This window comes from Streptomyces sp. NPDC043870 (assembly GCF_056435785.1).
On record NZ_JBWKDT010000023.1, the window covers coordinates 121,742 to 138,678 of the forward strand.

General features: G+C 70.9%; 17 protein-coding genes and 1 tRNA gene. 3 read left to right on the plus strand and 15 right to left on the minus strand.

Annotated features, from left to right (window positions below; genetic code table 11):
* Positions 1–86: 86 nt before the first annotated feature.
* From fxsT to fxsA, 5 genes are all read right to left on the minus strand, one after another.
* Positions 87–4,130, minus strand: a complete 4,044-nt coding sequence (gene fxsT, locus AC0699_RS25635; RefSeq protein WP_478664376.1) for an FxSxx-COOH system tetratricopeptide repeat protein — start codon at positions 4,128–4,130, stop codon at positions 87–89.
* A complete protein-coding gene (locus AC0699_RS25640; protein WP_478664378.1) occupies positions 4,127–5,578 on the minus strand; it encodes a TIR-like protein FxsC in 1,452 nt (483 codons plus the stop codon). Before AC0699_RS25640 ends, fxsT begins: the two co-directional genes overlap by 4 nt.
* A gap of 146 nt (positions 5,579–5,724) precedes the next feature.
* Entirely contained in the window at positions 5,725–6,732 is a 1,008-nt protein-coding gene (locus AC0699_RS25645; RefSeq protein WP_478664380.1) for an aKG-HExxH-type peptide beta-hydroxylase, read from the minus strand.
* Positions 6,729–8,009, minus strand: coding sequence for a radical SAM protein (locus tag AC0699_RS25650; protein WP_478664383.1), 1,281 nt, complete (start codon positions 8,007–8,009; stop codon positions 6,729–6,731). Before AC0699_RS25650 ends, AC0699_RS25645 begins: the two co-directional genes overlap by 4 nt.
* A gap of 8 nt (positions 8,010–8,017) precedes the next feature.
* Complete coding sequence (fxsA, locus tag AC0699_RS25655; protein WP_478664386.1) at positions 8,018–8,200, minus strand: FxSxx-COOH cyclophane-containing RiPP peptide; 183 nt, start codon at positions 8,198–8,200, stop codon at positions 8,018–8,020.
* 177 nt (positions 8,201–8,377) lie between these two features.
* Here fxsA and AC0699_RS25660 point away from each other — a divergent pair.
* Positions 8,378–8,450, plus strand: a tRNA-Arg gene (locus AC0699_RS25660).
* 81 nt (positions 8,451–8,531) lie between these two features.
* On the opposite strand, the gene AC0699_RS25665 is transcribed toward AC0699_RS25660, so the two are convergent.
* The 10 genes from AC0699_RS25665 to AC0699_RS25710 form a co-directional block, all read right to left on the minus strand.
* Positions 8,532–9,659, minus strand: coding sequence for a tyrosine-type recombinase/integrase (locus AC0699_RS25665; RefSeq protein WP_478664390.1), 1,128 nt, complete (start codon positions 9,657–9,659; stop codon positions 8,532–8,534).
* Positions 9,659–9,871, minus strand: coding sequence for an excisionase family DNA-binding protein (locus AC0699_RS25670; RefSeq protein WP_478664393.1), 213 nt, complete (start codon positions 9,869–9,871; stop codon positions 9,659–9,661). The genes AC0699_RS25665 and AC0699_RS25670 overlap by 1 nt, the downstream gene beginning before the upstream one ends.
* A complete protein-coding gene (locus tag AC0699_RS25675) occupies positions 9,868–11,169 on the minus strand; it encodes a replication initiator (protein ID WP_478664441.1) in 1,302 nt (433 codons plus the stop codon). Before AC0699_RS25675 ends, AC0699_RS25670 begins: the two co-directional genes overlap by 4 nt.
* 141 nt (positions 11,170–11,310) lie before the next feature.
* A complete protein-coding gene (locus tag AC0699_RS25680; protein WP_478664397.1) occupies positions 11,311–11,517 on the minus strand; it encodes a hypothetical protein in 207 nt (68 codons plus the stop codon).
* Positions 11,518–11,611: 94 nt separating this feature from the next.
* Positions 11,612–11,950: a SpdD-like protein gene (locus AC0699_RS25685; protein ID WP_478664400.1), complete on the minus strand. Its 339-nt coding sequence runs from the start codon at positions 11,948–11,950 to the stop codon at positions 11,612–11,614.
* Between the two features lie 24 nt (positions 11,951–11,974).
* Positions 11,975–12,130, minus strand: a complete 156-nt coding sequence (locus tag AC0699_RS25690) for a hypothetical protein (protein ID WP_478664403.1) — start codon at positions 12,128–12,130, stop codon at positions 11,975–11,977.
* 20 nt (positions 12,131–12,150) lie between these two features.
* On the minus strand, positions 12,151–12,822 hold the full coding sequence (locus AC0699_RS25695) for a DUF2637 domain-containing protein (RefSeq protein ID WP_478664404.1): 672 nt from the start codon (positions 12,820–12,822) through the stop codon (positions 12,151–12,153).
* An 83-nt stretch (positions 12,823–12,905) separates the two neighbouring features.
* Complete coding sequence (locus tag AC0699_RS25700) at positions 12,906–13,085, minus strand: hypothetical protein (RefSeq protein ID WP_478664407.1); 180 nt, start codon at positions 13,083–13,085, stop codon at positions 12,906–12,908.
* 88 nt (positions 13,086–13,173) lie between these two features.
* Complete coding sequence (locus AC0699_RS25705) at positions 13,174–14,484, minus strand: FtsK/SpoIIIE domain-containing protein (RefSeq protein ID WP_478664444.1); 1,311 nt, start codon at positions 14,482–14,484, stop codon at positions 13,174–13,176.
* A gap of 57 nt (positions 14,485–14,541) precedes the next feature.
* Positions 14,542–14,880, minus strand: a complete 339-nt coding sequence (locus AC0699_RS25710; RefSeq protein WP_384076464.1) for an SCO3933 family regulatory protein — start codon at positions 14,878–14,880, stop codon at positions 14,542–14,544.
* Positions 14,881–15,047: 167 nt separating this feature from the next.
* Between AC0699_RS25710 and AC0699_RS25715 the strand changes: the two genes are divergently transcribed.
* On the plus strand, positions 15,048–15,884 hold the full coding sequence (locus tag AC0699_RS25715; RefSeq protein ID WP_478664411.1) for a sigma-70 family RNA polymerase sigma factor: 837 nt from the start codon (positions 15,048–15,050) through the stop codon (positions 15,882–15,884).
* A gap of 1 nt (position 15,885) precedes the next feature.
* Positions 15,886–16,695, plus strand: coding sequence for a protein phosphatase 2C domain-containing protein (locus tag AC0699_RS25720; protein WP_478664414.1), 810 nt, complete (start codon positions 15,886–15,888; stop codon positions 16,693–16,695).
* Positions 16,696–16,937: the final 242 nt, after the last annotated feature.

Below are 16,937 nucleotides of genomic sequence, written 5' to 3' on the forward strand. Positions count from 1 at the left end.
GCCCCGCACCCCGTCAAGGCTGGTCCATGGTCCCGCAGGGTCCCTCCGGCGGATCTCGCAGGGCTGCCTGATCCACCGGGCAGTCGCTACGTGGCCGGCGGCTCGATGTCGGAGTCGAGCCGCATCCAGTCCTTCACCGCCCGCGTCGTCGGATGCTCCGGCCCCATGGTCACCCGCGCCCGCGCCAGCGCGTCCTCGTGCAGCGCCCGCGCCTCCTCCGCCGCCCCGGAGTCCCGCAGATCGATCGCGAGGTTCGACGCGCAGCCGATCGCGTCGTAGTGGTCCGCGCTGAGTATCCGGACGAAGTCGTCGTAGGCCTCACGCCCCAGCCGGACCGCGCCTTCGAGATCGCCGTCCGCGACCAGGTCGGTGGCGTGGTTCATCATGCTCGTCAGGGTGTACGGATTGTCGCGTCCGAGCACCTCCCGGTACTGCTGCAGCGTCCTGCGCGACAGCGCGAGGGCCGCCTCCCGCTCGCCCGTCAGCCGCAGATAGACGGCCAGGTTGTTCGCACACGCCAGGGCGAACGGATGCCGCTCGCCGAGCTGGGTCCGGTGCCGGTTCAGCGCCTCCCTGGCGAGATCCCGCGCCCCCTGCGCATCCCCCGTGGCGACCAGGGCGCAGGCCAGGTTCGTGGCCGCCGAGAGGGTGTCCGGGTGGTCGGGGCCGAGCACGGACATCGAGATGTCGTAGTTCTCGGTGCTGAGCGCCCTGGCCTCCTCGTACCGGCCGGTGCGGCGCAGCACCGCGGAGAGGTTGCGGGCGGCCTGCAGGGTCTCGGGATGCCGGTCGCCGGTCTTCTCGCGGAACGCCTTGACCGTCTCCTGCAGCAGCCGCAGCGCCTCGTTCACCGATCCGGTCTCGCGCAGCCCGCGTGCGTAGTTGCTGGCCGAGGTGAGCGTGTACGGATGATCCTTGCCGAGGACCTCCTTGCGGGTCTCCCACACCTCCCGGTCGAGGTCGCGGGCCCCCCACCGGTCACCGACCAGGAACAGCGAGACGGCGAGATTGTTGGCGGCCATCAGCAGGCGCTCCTCACCGGCGTCGTAGACCCGCCGGCTCACCGCGTACGTCTCACGGTCGATGTCCCGCGCCTGGCTGTAGGCGCCCTTGCCGCGCAGATCCGCGCCGAGGTTCGCGGCGGCGACCAGCGTGTAGTAGTCGTCGGGGCCGAGCACCTCGCGGGCGCGGCGCAGCGCCTGCTCGTCCATCGCGTACGCCTCCTCCAGCCGGCCGCTGGAGCGCAGCGCGTTGGCGTACTGCGTGCGCAGATAGATCACGAGCGCGTCGTCCTCGCCGAAGACCGGCTCCCAGACGGCCAGGGCGCGCTCCGCCGTCTCCACCGCGGCGCTGTGGTTGGAGCGCCGCCACAGATAGCGCACGGAGTCGGCGATCCAGCGACGCACCGCGTCGTCCTCGCTGGCGAAGGCGCGCGACGGCTTCATGTGCGGCAGCAGCGAGGCGTGCCGGTCCCAGGAGGCCGGGTCCTCCATGTTCCTCGGGTTGGCCTCGGCGAGGATCGCGTGGACATGGGCGCGCATGACGGGCCACCGCTCGCGCGGGAGCTGGGCGCGCAGCACCTCCTGCACCAGCCGGTGCACACTGATGGTCTTGTCGCTCTGGTTGGTGCGGGCGAGTCCGTACCGGTTGATCTCGGCGAACAGGGCGCCCATCCGGACCGAGTGGACCAGGCGCCGGTCGTGCCGCGCCAGCAGCTCCGCCGTCTTCTGCCCGTACAGCGTCCACATCGGGATGGGGTCCGGGCCGAAGAACGCGCAGATCTCCAGCAGTTGGGCGGCCGCCGGCATCGATTCGCGGACCTTGGCGAGCGCCAGCAGCCAGGTCGCCGCCGCGGACCGCGGGTAGGTGGTGGCCGGCTCCTGCTCCAGCATCGTCGCGAGCTGGGTGCTCAGCAGCTCCAGATAGGTCTCCACCGGCATCGCGGACTGCTCCAGCCAGGCCGCGGCCTGGGCGATGGCGAGCGGCAGATCGCCGAGCGCCTCCGCGACCTGCGCCGCGTCCGTCTCCGGCAGATCCGGGTTCTGCCGCTGCAGCAGCCGTACGGACTCCTCGCGGGCGAACACCTCCACCTCGACCTGCGAGGCCCGGTCCGCCCAGGCCCGGTTGCGCGAGGTCACCAGTACATGCCCGGTTCCGGCCGGGATCAGCGGGGCGAGCTCCTCCGGATGCTCCGCGTTGTCGAAGACCAGCAGCCAGCGCCGGTACGGACGGCCCTGCCGCAGCGCGTCCAGCACCCGGTTGGACGTGGTCTCCACGTCGTCCCCCGACGGCAGCCCCAACCGGGCGGCGAGCGCGGCCAGTTCCTGCCGTACGAGACTCGACTGGCCGGCGTTGATCCACCAGACCACGTCGTAGTCGGCGGCGAAGCGGTGCGCGTACTCGATGGCGACCTGGGTCTTGCCCACCCCTCCCATGCCGAACACGGCCTGCGGCGGCCCGCCCAGGGGACCGCCCGCCGCGAACCCGTCGCGCATCTCCTCCAGCGTCCGCCCGCGCCCGGTGAACGCCGCGTTGCGGGTGGGCACATGCCACACCGGCGGCGGCGTGCCGGGGTAGCGCGGCCCTTGGTCGTCGTCCGCGCCCGCGGGCCGTACGGGCTCACCGGCCAGCGGGTCGGGCCGCCCCACCGCCGCCAGCAGCGCGGCCTCCGCCTCGCCCTGGTCGTCGCGCTCGACGAGATCGACGGCGACCAGATCGCCGAACGGCACGGGCAGCGGGGCCGGATGGATGCGGACGGGGATCAGCATCCGCTGCGACGCCTCCGGGTCACGGGCCGAGACGGACTTCCACACCTCGTGCGCGTGCGGCAGCCGGACGTAGTCGGGAGAGAGCAGCACGACGATCCGCCCCGAGCCCTCCAGCGCGCGGCGCACCTCGGTCTGCGCGTCGGAGCCCGCGTGCTCGGCGGCGCCGCTCATCACCGTCTGGTAGCCGAGTGCGCGGAGCCGGGCGGCGATCCACTCCGCCCACATCCGGTCGGCCGGCGCGTAGCTGAGGAACAGGTCGGAGGGCACGGGCGGTTTGGTCCGCTCGTACAGGGACAGCAGCGCGCGCCGCCGGGTCTCCGGCATCGGCCGCTGACGGGTCACCCGGCCGCCGGTGAGCCGCCCGGTGAGCCGCTCCGACGCGGCGAGCAGGCTGGTGCCCTGGTGCGGCCGGTCGCCGACCGGCGCGGGGATCTCCTCGTACGCGAAGAACGGCCGGTACGGGATCTCCACATCGCCCCAGTAGCGGTCGCGTTCGTCCCTGCTCATGCCGTCGAGGAACGACAGGAAGCGGCTGCGCGCGAGATCGCGGCCCGCCTCCAGCTTCTTCTGCTCCGCGTACTCGACGCGCATCGGCGCGGGCAGGATCCGGACCGGCCGGTTGGTGACCTGGGCGCGGACGGACTCGGCGACGGCCGCCGCGCCCTGGATGGACTGGGCGCTGAGGGTGAAGCAGACGGTGACCACGTCGGGCAGCAGGACCGTGCAGATGCCGGCCGTGTCGGACAGGCCCGTGCGGCTGTCGATCAGGACGTAGTCGTAGCGGCCGCGCAGCTCGTCGCGGAGCGCGGTGAGGAAGGCGGCGCCGCGCAGCCGGGTGTAGAAGTGGTCCCAGTCGAAGGTGGACACGGCCGCCGAGTAGCCGTCGTCCTGGAGGCCCGCGGGCAGGAAGTCCAGCCGCCCACCGTCGGGGAAGTCCTCCCGGACGCCGACGATGCACCGGTCCACGTCGCAGCGCTCACGGAACCACCGGGCCCGGTCCTGCTCGGCCGTCCTGTCCCCGGTCCCGCCCGGACCCGGACCCGGTCCCGGACCCGGCTCGTCCGCGCGCATCGCGTAGTCGCGGATGAGGTCGATGACACCGTCGGTGGAGCTGAGTTCGGGGTCGGTGAGCAGGGGGTGGAAGTAGCGGTGCAGTCCGGGCGCCTCCAGGTCCCAGTCGACCATCAGCACCCGCAGCCCGTTCCCGGCGAGGATCCAGGCGGTGTTGACGAGCGCCATCGTCCGGCCCACTCCGCCCTTGAACGAGTAGAACGTGACGACCGTGCCGGGCTCGTCCCCGGCCGCGGTGGCGGGCGCGTCCGTGCCCGCGGTGCCGGGCTCGCGTGTGCCTGCGCTCTTCATCGTCCTGGTCCTCCCTCACGGCGACGGCCGAGCGGATCATGCGAGCTGTGCGGATACGGGTACGGGTACGGGTCGTAGGCATACGGGTCGTACGGAATGTGCGCGCGGCCACCGGACCAGCGGGGCGGGCGGGCCGCGGGCGTACCGCTCCCGGAAGTGCCGCTCCCGGGCGTGCCGCTTCCGCCGGACGGAGTGCCGCCGCCCGCCCGGGCCCCGCCCTTCGGGCCGCTGCTGGGGCCGCGCAGGATCGGCCGGACGGCGGTCGCGCCGCCGTCCCCGTCGTCACCGGGCGGCGGGGCGGCGTGCCGCTTGCGGATCAGATTGTTCTGCGCGGCGGACACCATCTGGCCCAGCGCCTTCTTGAAGTCGTCGAAGCAGACGCGGAGCTGGAACTGCCGGTCGTGCATGCCCCGGGACGACTTGCGCTCGAAGACCTCGGAGACCTTGATCCACAGCTCGTCCCGGTCCCGCTCCTCCCGGGGATGGCACGGCACCAGGACGCCCGTCGCGGGATGCTCGGTGCGGTCGAACTGCTCCAGCGGCTGACGGTAGGGCGCGCCGGGCGCGCTCCACGCGTCCACGAGCAGGATCGTCACCTGGTCGTCGCGCCAGGCCTGGTTGAGCTGCCGGGTGAGGCCGGATCCCACCTCGCGGTAGGCCGTCCCGTACCCCTGCGCCGTCACCAGACGCTGGGCCTGCTGGTAGAGCGGGTACTCCTGCTGCGGGTGGTACGGATTCCAGTCCAGCCCGGCAGGGCCGTAGTAGGGCGCGCCGCGGCGGTGCCCGGGGGCCGAGTCGGCAGTGCTCGCGGCGACGAAGAACTGCACGGTGCTGCCCGGCCTGGTCGGCTCGGTCCGCGGCTGGAACGACAACGGCTCCTGTGCCAGCCGGACCGGCTGCTCGGGCACGGGCAGCTCCTCGTTCTGGGCGACGTCCAGCACACGCTGGGCGATCAGCCGGACCGCGCCCTTGTAGTCCTCTCCCGTGGGCGCCCGCTGGAGGAGGCGCTGCAGCCCGGCGTCCGCGTACCAGGAGCCGAAGCCGTCGGTCAGGTACTGGATGTGGGACACCTCCTGCGGTACCTCGACGGGCTGCCACAGCACGGGGATCAGCGCCGAGGAGCCCCGCTGGGTGCGCGCGAAGTACTGGCCGGCGCGGCGCATCATCACGCCCGCCTCGCGCGAGCACCACATGCTGCGGAAGTAGGCCGGGGAGTAGAGCGCCACCATGGAGTGGCAGCTGCCCAGGGCGATCTCGAGCTGCTCGCTCCAGTGCTCACCGATCCGGATCGAGCTGTTGTCGCGGAATCCGATGGGGACCTGGGCCGCGCTGTTGGAGAGCTCGATGATCTGCGCGCAGAGGTCGTCGTAGAACTGGTGCACGTACGCGTCTTTGTCGTCGTCCCTGGCGTAACTCAGGAAGAAGTACGGCCCCACCGGCTCCCCCATGACTCCGGCTGCTCAACGCAGACTCACAGCGCCCCGGCAGGGGCTCAATACCCTTTGGGTTTGCTGGTTATTGCCCTCTGCGCGGATCCGCTAAGCCGCCCGTCACGTTCTGGCCAGAACTCGCCTACCGGTCGGTGCGGTTCCGGCTACCACTCGATGAGCGTCCGGCGCAGCTCTCCCACGAACTCCCGCCCGTCGTCGGTGAGTTCACCGCTGCCCAGCAGGGTGTCGGCGGCTTCGAGGGTACGGCCGCGCCAGTGCGCGTACTGCTCCGCGGCGCCCGCGCCGGGCTCGGCACGCCAGAAGTCCGAAACCCCCAGATGCGCGTACGTCCCCTGGAGCAGCGCCCCGGCCGGCCGGGGATCGGGCCGCCACGGCGCGTCGTACCGGGCCCCCGAGTCCGGCGAGTGCAGCGGTACGAGATCGAGCAGCGCCCCGAGCTGGATGTGCAGGAACTCGTGGACCAGGGCGAGGGCGAGCCGCTGCGGGTCGGACGGCAGCGACACCCCGACCGCGCCGTAGCCGCGCCGTACGGCCGAGGACACGGCGGTCCCGTCGGGCCCCGGCAGCAGCGGCACCAGGGTGGACAGGCCCGCGCCCACCGCCTCCGCGTACCAGGGGTGCCGGTGGGCGAGCAGCCGCCACGCCTCGGCGAGCAGCCCCTCCCACACGCGCAGCTCGTCCGGGTCGAGCGGCCCGGGCACGGGCTCCCCGTGCGCCTGCCGGTACGGCCCCCGGTCGTCGATCCGCAGGGTGAGCCGGTGTCCTGCGGCCTCCAGCCGTACGACGGACCCCGGCGCCCGCAGGAACTCCGCGAGCTCCCGCAGCTGCGGCTCGCCGTCCTCCTCGCCGTACAGCCTGCGCAGACAGCCAGCGGCCCACAGGTCGAGATACGGCTGGAGCAGCACCGCCTCCCAGCGCTCGCGGGACCGCTGCCCGATCCGCCGGAACTCCTCGTACGTCTCGGCGAGCCGCGCCTCACGGGCCGCCTTGGGCCGCCGCTCCTCGGCGACCCTGCGCACCGCGCTCAGCAGCAGCCGCCGCTTGCTCAGCTGCCCGGCCCGCAGTACGGCGACGGCGTCCGGGCCGCCGCGCCCGCGGGCGAGGGCGAGGAAGGTCCGGCGCGGGATGAGGTGCGGGGAGGTCACGGTCACCGGGCCATCGCTTTCCGGGTCGTACGCCGTTCGGCTCGGAACGCGGCGACGTCGGCTTCCAGGCGCCGCCGGATGTGGTCGATGAGGACGGCCATGTCGTGGCAGTACACGGTGGGATGCCCGAAGGGATCTTCCGCTCCCGGCCGGTGGCGGTGCGCGTACAGCCCGCCGCCGCAGACCCCCGAGAACGGGCAGCGCGCACAGACGGGCGCGGCACGCGGCGTCCGGAAGGCCGGATGCCGGGCGGCCTCGGCGAAGGAGTCCCTGAACACGCCGAGCCCCGTGAACGCCGCCCCGTCGTACGCCGCCTTCAGACTGTCGGCCAGCTCCAGCGACCCGTCCGTCTCCACGACCACGAGGTCCGCGGGTCCCGTTCCCACCATCTCGCTGCTCGCCCGGCCGCCGAGCAGAAGCACGATCAGCTCCTCGAACAGCCGGATCCCGGTCTCCCGGCGCGGGGCCCCGTACCAGCGGTCGAACACGGCACAGAGCCAGTCGGCGTACGGAGTCCCCGTCCCTTCCGGTCCAGGTTCCGGCACAGGAGTCGGGGCGGGATCCGGCAGGGGCTGCGGTGCGGAACGGGATACGGGATTCGGTACGGGCGGGGAGGCCGGGGGCACCCGGCCCCGCAGTCCGGGCGGCGGGTTGCCCCAGGTCCCGTGCGGCAGCAGCAGGTCCATCCGGGGCGGCGCGAACTCCAGCAGCGCCTCGTAGGTCGCCACCGGGTCGGTCGTCGGATCGACCGTGCACAGCACCCCGCTGAACAGGACCCGGTTCTCCTCGGCCCCGAGGATCCGCAGCGCCTGCGCGACCGCCGCGTGACTCCCCCGCCCGTCGGCGAACCGCCGGTAGCGGTCATGATCGGCAGCGGTCCCGTCCACACTGACCCCGACCCGCACACCGTGCCGGTGCAGCACCCGGAGCAGCTCCGGGTCGTCCCGTAACAGCACCCCGTTGGTCTGCACCCCGTACGCGACGCCCCCCGCGGTCCGGTCCAGGGCGCCCCGCAACAGGGTCAGGGTCTCGTCGAGATGCCCCGCCCCGACGAGCAGGGGCTCCCCACCGTGCAACGTGACGGCGATCCCGGACGCGCTCCCGGCCGTCTCCGCGCTCCGCCGGTACTCGGCGATCCGCCCGGCCACCTGTCGTACGGTCGCCAGTTCCATTCGACGGGGCTTCGCACGCCAGCTCCGGTCGGCGGCCTCGTACACGTAGCAGTACGTGCACGAGAGATTGCACCGCCCATGCAGCTTCAGCAGATACTGGCGGAACGTCACAACAGGTCTCAGGGAAGCTGATTGAGCGCCGACGTGAAGGCGGACACGGGCTCGCCGGAGGGATGCAGCACGTCGTCCCTGAGCCGCGACATGATGGCGCCGAACACGGTGTCCGGCAGCTCGGCCAGCTCTGCGTCGCTCAGCTCACTGACATCCGCCAGGACGGAGACCAGTGGGGCGGAATTGGTCATCCACGATCCCCTTACCTACACGTTGCGGCGGACTATATAACACAGAGTCATTGATCGTTTGCGCATCCGGCCCTTCCCTCACCCAGCCGCGCCGCTCCGCTCACCCACCCACCGCCAGCACCGCGCTGCCCCCATCCGCTACCCTGTCCACGGCTGCCCGCCACACCGGCCGGCCACGCCTCCGTAGCTCAGGGGATAGAGCACCGCTCTCCTAAAGCGGGTGTCGCAGGTTCGAATCCTGCCGGGGGCACAGCAGTAAGGGCCAGTTCAGAGGCTTGATCCTCTGGAACTGGCCCTTTCGCATGATCGTGGGCGTGCCACGCACGTGCCACTAGGACTCCGCGTCGCCCTGTCGCTGGCGGATCATCGCGCCGAGGCGATCAGCGATGGCACGGTCACGGTCGGCGGTCATGTGCTGATAGATCAACGCGGCCCGTGCAGTGCTGTGGCCCATGCGGGTCATCAGCTCGCGCGTGCTGGCCCCAGCAGCGACCAAGGTGTTTCCGGTGTGCCGCAGATCGTGGAAGTGGACGCCAGCAGAGATGCCCGCCTTCGTGCGCGCCTTGATCCAGTCGTCCCGGAAGTTGCTGCGACGGAGGCGGCCGCCCTGCGGCCCGAGGAAGACATGGCCATCCTTGCCAGCACCCGCAAAGCGCTCCAGATGCTGGGTCACATCGGCCAGGATCTCGTCAGGGAAAGCGACGGGCCGGACGCCAGCCGCCGACTTGGGAGCCTTGTCGAAGAGCTTGCCATTCTGCATCTCCGCTTGCGCCCGCTGGACCAGGACGACGCGCCCGGAGACGTCGATGTCACGGCGGCGAAGCGACGCCAGCTCACCGAACCGCAGGGTCGTGAAGGCTGCCAGCAGCACGAGCAGGCGGTAGCGCGGGACGATGGCATCGGCCACGGCGTACACCTCAGCCACAGTCAACACCGGCCGTTCGGGCACGTCGTACCGGTCGGCTCCCCTGACCCGGCAGGGGTTGCGGCGGATCAGCTCATCGTCCACGGCCGTAGTCATCATGGCGCGCAAGATCTGATATGCCTTGACGACGGTCGGCTCCCCCACGCCCTCAGCGAGTAGGTTCCCGCGCCAGGCCCGGACGCGTGATGTGGTGACGTCTGCCAGAGTCCCAGCGCCGAATGTCGGCTTGATGTGGAGCCGGATCACCGCCTCATTGCGCTCCCTGCTGCGGTCGGCCAGCTTTCGGTCCCGCAGCCATGCGTCCGCGTACTCAGCGAAGAGAACGGCCCCCTTGCCTGGGTCGTCCCACTGCCCACGGGAGATGTCGGCCTCGATGTGCGTCAGCGCCACCTCAGCGTCGGTCTTGGTCGTGTAGGTCTTTTCTGCGCTGCGGAGCTGTCCCGTGGCCGGGTCGCGGTAGCGCGCCTGCCATCGGCCCGACTTCAGCTGGCGCACCGCGCCGAAGCGTCGACGGTTGCCCTTCTTGTTGGCCATCAGGCAGCCCTCCGAAGGGTGGCGCGCCGGGCCGTCACCGGCTCGACAGTGTGTGCCGTGACGAAGTCGGCAACGGCGCTCTCGGGGATGCGGACATGTCGGCCGACCTTCACGTAGGTGATCCGACGCTCCTCAATAAGTCGCCGGGGGAACCGGACGGTGGTGCCCAGGAGTTGGGCCACCTGGTCCACGGTGAGCAGTCGGTCGGTCATGCGGCGGTGTCTCCTTCCGAGGCGTCGGGTGTGAATGCGGCGGCGAGCCATTCCTCGCCGCGGGTGAGGCCGGTTCCGGCGTAGGTCCAGTGGGCGAGGACGAGGGTGGTGTCGTCACTGTCCGGATCGGCCGGCACGGGCGTTTGGTCACCGAGCGCGATGGCGGCTTGCAGGCGTCGCCATTCGGCGCGGGCGGCGCGCAGGGCGCCGAGGGTGGTGGAGTAGCGGCGGGTCTTGGTGGAGAAGTGGCCGCGGAAGCCGAGCATGTGAGCCCAAGCCCGCAGGCGGAGCTCTTCAAGGTCCTTGCGGGCGCCGAGTGCCCAAGCGGTGCGGATCAGCCGCTCAGCGTGCCCGGGGAGGTTCATCCGGGCGAGCTCGGCGAGGAACCGAAGCGGCCGATCAAGGGTGCCAGTCGCGGTCTCGGCGCCCTTGGTCGCGTACTTGGCGATGTAGGCGGCGACCGCCTTGTCGGTGAGTTGGTTCGATCCGTCGAAGTCGGCGGTGCGGATGGTGCGGATGTCGAGCTGGCGGCCGAAGGCGAACGTGTGGGCGCCGCCGTCGAGGACAGGGCCGGGCACCTCGGCAGCGGTAGCGGCGGCACGGATCGCGTCGGCGAGGAGTTCGGCAGTGCCCCAGGCCGGGGGCGGGGTGTCGCCACCGGCGGGGCCGTCGAGCCGGATCACGGCGTGGAAGTGGATGGCGCCGCGCCGCTGGTACTCGGCGACCTTGGCGAACGAGACCCGGGCATGCCCCGCGAACTCCCGCTGACTGAGTCCGGCACGCTTGGCGACCTCGCGGCGCAGGTAGATGGAGAAGCGGGCCCAGATCTTGGAGGCGTGCGCGTTCCACAACACCGCGCCTTCGTAGTCGTACGACTCAGGATCGAGCGGGATTCCTAACTCAGGTGCGTCGTCGGCGTGCCGGGCACCGCAGCGACAGCGGCCCTTGGTGGGGCGGTTGTGGACGGGGCCGAAGCCAGGCGCGGTGAAGGTGGCGAACACGCGAGGGTGGGTGGCGACCGCCTCCGGGGTGCCTTTACCGCCGCGGAGCCCGGCGGTGATCAGCTGGTAGGTGTCGCGACGGTAGGTTTCCGCGCACGAGGCACAGCGCGTGGCGCGGCGGTTGTTGCAGCGCACCAGCAGGTTCCCAGCGGGCATGTCGGCCGCGTCCAGGTGATGCAGTACCGCGCCGATCTCGCCCGTGGCGGTGTTCAGCGCATGCTCGGTGCGGTGGCCGTCGAGCCGGATCGGGGTGGTGCAGCCGCCCAGGCCGCGCAGCTGGCGGACGAGAGCGGGCATCGTGCCCAGCCGGGCGAGGAAGGCGAGATCTCCCACCGGCGGTGCAGTCGTGGCCGTGGTCAACGAGGGTTCCTCCTCTCCGAAAGGGAAGGGCCGGGGCACCGGCCGCCGCAGTGGCGGGCAGGGCCCCGGCCAGGGATGTCAGCGGCGGTTGAAGGCGGCAGTGGCCGCGGTGTGGAGCAGGGCGCGGGCGGCCGGGATGGTGCCGGTGCCGTCGCAGGGCTTGCAGTGGGCGGTGATGGTGTTCAGGTGTCCGGCGCGGTTGCGGCCGCCGAGGGTGATGGCGACGGAGGCGAAGCCGTCGCAGGCCGGGCACACGCGGGTCTGGGCAGGGCGGTGCTGGGGCATGATGGGAAGTCCTTCCGGATCGTTGAGTTCGGGTAGGGGCTGGGCCGTCCGGGCGGCGGAGACTTGGCGGTTTCAGGGCCGCCCGGAGGGCCGGTCAGCACATCGGGCGCCGGGAGTCGTTCAGGAGCGAGCGCAGGACCACGGCGCAGATCGCGACCGAGACGCCGGTGACGGCGACGGCCAGGAGCAGCGAGACCAGGACCGCGCCGACGACCAGGACCACGGCAGCCCCGCCGCCGACCACGGCCAGAAGCCCGGTCGGAGTCAGCCGCAGCGACGGACCAGCCACAGGAGCGGGCACCGGAGCCGGGGCCGTGGCGATGTGCTGGCACGCGCAGGCCGCGTGGTGCTGCTGCTCGATGGCCGTGGGCTGAGCGAGTGGCATGACGATGCCGGTGGGCAGCGGGTTGACCGGGATACGGGGACGGATCATGGGTGTTCTCCCTTCTGGGCGGGGTTACTTGAGGGCGGTGTCGATGGCGGGGGCGAGGACGCTGTCGGCGATGAGGTAGCCGCCGAGGAGCAGCACGAGGACGAGCCAGGCCGGGGGGCGGGTGAGCTTCACGCCGAGCCAGCCGACGACGATCAGGGCGAACCACAGCGGGACGTCCATGGGGCGGGTCTCCTTTCGGTTCAGGCGAGTTGGGCGGCGAGCTGGGAGGCCATCGGTGCGGGCAGGCCGAGGCGGTCGCGCAGGGTGTCCGAGTCGATCGGGGAGCCGGTCTGCGCGCGGTGGGCATCGGCGACCTTGCGGGCGTGATCGACCAGGGCGGGCGGCACGTTCACCGGCTCCAACTCCCGTTCCGACTCAATGACGGGTGCGGTTAGAGCCGGGACCGGTTCGGCGGTCTCGACCGCATCCGTCACCGGCTCGACGGGCGCGGGGGCGGGGGCCGATTCGGCCGGCACTGTCACCGGGTCGGGCTCGGCGGTCGTGGGTGTGTGGACCAGGAGGGTGCCGCCGAGGAAGGCCAGGGCGGGCCATCCGGCGACGAGGATGCGCAGCCAGTCGGGCACGTCGTTCAGGTCGAGGAGTCCCGCGGTGGCGACGTTGGCACCGAGTGATGCGGCCAGCGCGACAGCGAACCAGGTCCATGCCGCACGGGTACGGGCACCGGTCGTGCGCAGGGTGCGCAGCCGTCGCCAGGCGGCGACGAGGAGCAGGTCGACGGAGACGGGGTAGGCCCAGGCTTTCCAGCCGTGCTGTCCGGCTGCTTCGGCGATGTCATGCAGGTGGGCGAAGGACAGCGCTCCGGCGATCACGGCCTGCACCAGGACTGCGTCCGGTCGGATCGATCGGGTCATGGTCTTCACCTCCTTCGGGGTGTGGGGGCCAGGGCCGGGCGGGGAAGGGGGTTCTCCTGCCGCCCAGCCCCGGCGGGGATCAGTCAGTTGGTGGCGTGGCCGGTGCCGAAGCAGGTCAGGCACAGCGCGGCTTGCCGGTCGGTGGTCTCGCGGGACTTGCGGACGGAGCCGACGCGGACCGTTTCGGTGGTCTCGCCGGTGCCCTTGCAGTCCGGGCACTTCTTCGCCCTGGTCGCACGGGCGGTGGTCTTCCTGGCAGCCATGGCAGGCGCCTCCTGTCGGGGTTTTGGGCATGGCTCGGGTAGGGACCTGGCGCGATGCGGTCGCGCCGACCGGGGTGAGGCAGGGGTGTTACGAGGTGCTGGGAGCCGCAGCAGGCTCCGGGGCCAGGACCTCGATGGGCTCCGCGGGTTGGGGGCGCCAGGCGGCGAGCGTCGGCAGGTGCGGGGTCAGGTGGGCGAACTCGCGGCAGACGGCGGCGGCTTCACCCAGGCTCGTCCTGGGGGTGCGGATGCGGGACCAACCGCCGGAGGAGTCCCCGGCGATCGCGAGCCCGGGCCGTTCGGCCGGGATGCTGGTCGCTGCCACGACGGCGAGTTCGTCGATGTCGCCCAGGCCCATTTCGGCGGTCTGCCGGTCGTTGCAGCGGTGCACCACACGGCCGGTGAGCTGAGCACGCAGGGCGGTCGCGCCCTTGCCGAGTTCGGCGCCGAAGCGCTGCCCGCAGATCTCCAGATGGATACCGACCGCGCGGGAGAGCTGGGCCAGACGGACGAGCTGGGTGACCATGCGGTCCCGGCGGGCCGCGTCCGTCTTGGAGGCGGTCAGGAACAGTTCGGCGATCTCATCGACCAGGACCACGATCGGGACGGGCCGGATCTTCTTCGGCAGATCCCAGATGTCGGAGGTGATGTCCTCCAACGCCGTGCCGGGCGTGATCCCCTGGTGCAGGCACAGCAGGTCGAACCGCTCCTCCATCTCCCCGACGAGGGCATCCAGCAGCCCATCCGCATCGTCCGGGGTGGTCGCCAGGGCGGACAGGCGCGGGGCGAACGGGGTCTGTTCGACACCGCGCTTGCAGTCGATGCCGACCAGCGCCACATGCAGCGGGGCAAGCCCGGTGATCAGGCAGCGCTGCAGCATCGACTTGCCCGACTTGTTGGCGCCCAGCGTCAGACTGTGCGGGATGGCCGTGTAGTCGCGGACGAACGGCAGACCGTCCTCCCGCAGCCCCACCACCGCGGCCAGCGGACCGGGGGCCAGGCGGCGCGGCATCCGCACCCGGGCGAGGATGTCGAAGCCGGTCATGCGCAGGTCGACCACGCCCGGCTTGATCTCGGACACGTGCACCGAGTACACGCCCCAGGCGTGCCGCAGCCGGATCGCGGACTTCACCACATCCTCCGGCTCCAGCCCCGCAGCCAGCCGAAGCCGCAGCCGAAGTCCCGTACGGGTCGGGCTGATTCCGCGGATCGTCGGGATGCCGGGCCGGGGCTCCTCGGTGCCGGTGGCCCGCTTGGCGAACACCCGCCACCACGGCGGGGCCACGGTCAGCTCGCAGGCCTCCATGGTCTGCCGGTAGGAAGACAGGACCCGGTACAGCGCGGCCGGAAGGCCAACCAGGATCCAGTAGACGGCCGGGGCCTTGACCCGGGCCACCATCAACAGCGCGACGGCTATGACCGCCAGCGCTAACAGCACTCCGCCGGACACCGGGGCTCAGCCCTTCGCGGAGGGGGCGACCAGCGCGACCGCGCGGAACGCGATCCCGAACCGCTTCTCACCGTTGAACGTGTTCTCCCAGTCCCGGGCCTTGAGACCGACCACCTTCACCGGCATACCGAGGGTGATTCCCTCCGGGACGCCGGTCTCCGGCACCGAGACGGTGTAGAGGTTGGCCTCGCCCTCGTCCGCGATGGTCAGGCCGACCGTCATCATCTTGGCCTTGGTCTCGCGGTCGACGGCGATCTCGCCGGACTCCTTGTTGATCACCTTGTGCTTCGGCTCGACCGCAACGAACACAACAGCGGTCGAAGTGTCGATCTTGAAGCTAGGCATGAAGACAACTCCTGCCGATAAGGGGGGCTTATCACCCGAGGCGCCCTCTCAGCGGTTGCTAAGGGGGGGTTAACACTAAGGTGCACCCGCCTGGCGCGAGTGTCAAGCCCCCCTTATCATCGGGGGGTGAAGCCATCCGCCCTGCGTCAGATCGGAGGCGTCGGGCAATGATCGATGAAGTCCGACGTGTAGCAGCCATCAAGGACCACGGCCTTCGGGTGAAGGCCGCAGTTGAGCTGATGGAAGAGCTGCAAGCCGCCGTCGTGGAGACGTCCCGGATGCGCAAAGAGAGCATCGCCTGGCTGCGTCAGAGCGGCCTGTCCATGGCCGATGTCGCCAAGCTCATGGGAGTCAGCCGCGCTCGCGTTGCCCAGCTCAAGGACGCCGGCCCGCCGACCGAGCGTGCGTTCCTCGGCGTCGATCGTGTGCACGTCGCCGTCCCGCAGCGACCGGGCGAACGTGACTTCGTCGCCGTGGAGGACAGTGCAACAGGACAGCAACTGATCAACCTGGCACACCGGATGCAGCTCGATGGAGAGCTTGAGTACATCCCCACCTCCGGAGCTATCGACCTCAACCGTGAGGGCCTGGTGGTCGTCTGCGGGCCGAAGACGTCACCGATCACTGCCGCGGCCTTGGAGGCCGATCCCCGGCTGTCATTCGAGATGTTGGATGACGGCAGGTGGGCGCTGATCGACCGTGAAAGCCAGCAGGTCTACACATCCCCGAGCGACGAGCCGAGCGATCCGGAGTGCGGGGACGTCGCCTATATCGGACGTCTGCCGAGGCCGGACGGTGAAGGTAGTTTCCTGTTGATCGCCGGTGTGCACGCAGTCGGGTCCCTGGGCGTTGCCCACTACCTGTCTGGTCACCTCGCAGAGCTCTACGAGCAGGCCGGGAGCGAGCCGTTCTCCATGGTCATCGGCTGTGACTACGAAGCCGGGAGCAAGCGGATCACTGGCACCCGAGCCGTGACCGAGATCCTTCGACACGAAGCCGCCTGACATGCGTGTCTCGTTCGCCAGTTCACCCAGGCCAGGCCGCGAGAACGAAGACTTCGTCATCGCCAGCCCAGATGTCGCAGTCGTACTCGATGGCGCGGGCATCCCGGATGGCTTGAGCACCGGATGTGTTCACGGAGTGCCGTGGTTCGTCCAGCAGCTCGGTACGGATCTGCACCGCAGGGCGACCGAGAAGCAGAGCAGCCTGACCGAGTGCCTGGCGGACTCCATCCACCACGTGAGTCAGCTGCACGCATCGACCTGCGATCTCAGCAACCCCATGACTCCGACAGCGACCGTCGCCATGGCCCGTGTCCGCGGGGAGTCACTTGAGTGGCTGGCACTCAGCGACTCAACCATCGTGATCAGTGGGCCAGATGGACTGCAAGCCATCGCCGACCATCGCGTATCCGACGTGACCGCCAGCCAACGCATCGGCATGGCAGCGTCTTTGGAGGGGCTCACCGAGACGGACAGGCGCCGCAAACTCGCCTACGCCCAGCGCGACGTGATGAATCAGGCTGACGGCTATTGGGTGGCAGGTCACGACCCGAAGGCAGCCGAGGAAGCCCTGACAGGCACGGCCCCGCTCTCCGACATCACCGCCGTGGCTCTGCTGACGGACGGAGCCGCAAGGCCGGTGGACGACTTCCACGAGATGACCTGGCCCGAAGCAATGCATCAGCTCGAAGCCGACGGTCCCCAAAGCCTGATCGACCGCACCCGTGCCATGGAGAACTCCGACCCGAAGGCCGAGCGATGGCCACGGGGCAAGCGCCACGACGACGCGACTGCAGCCCTGTTGCGCTTCTGACAGCGCGGTCCGCCAAGCCGGTTGGTGGAGTGAGTAGAAACCTTCTCTACGGCTTCAAGTGCTCGCTTCGCTCGCCGATGATCCCGGCCTCCTGGAACTGCAAGCAGTCTGATGCAGAGATTCAGAGGTGCCGCGCGCAGCGCGGCGGGGGGGGGGGGGGGGGGGGGGGGGGGGGGGGGGGGGGGGCGCGGGGGGGGGGGGGGTGGAGGCGTCTGCGTTTTTTCCCCCAGTAGGGGAGCAAG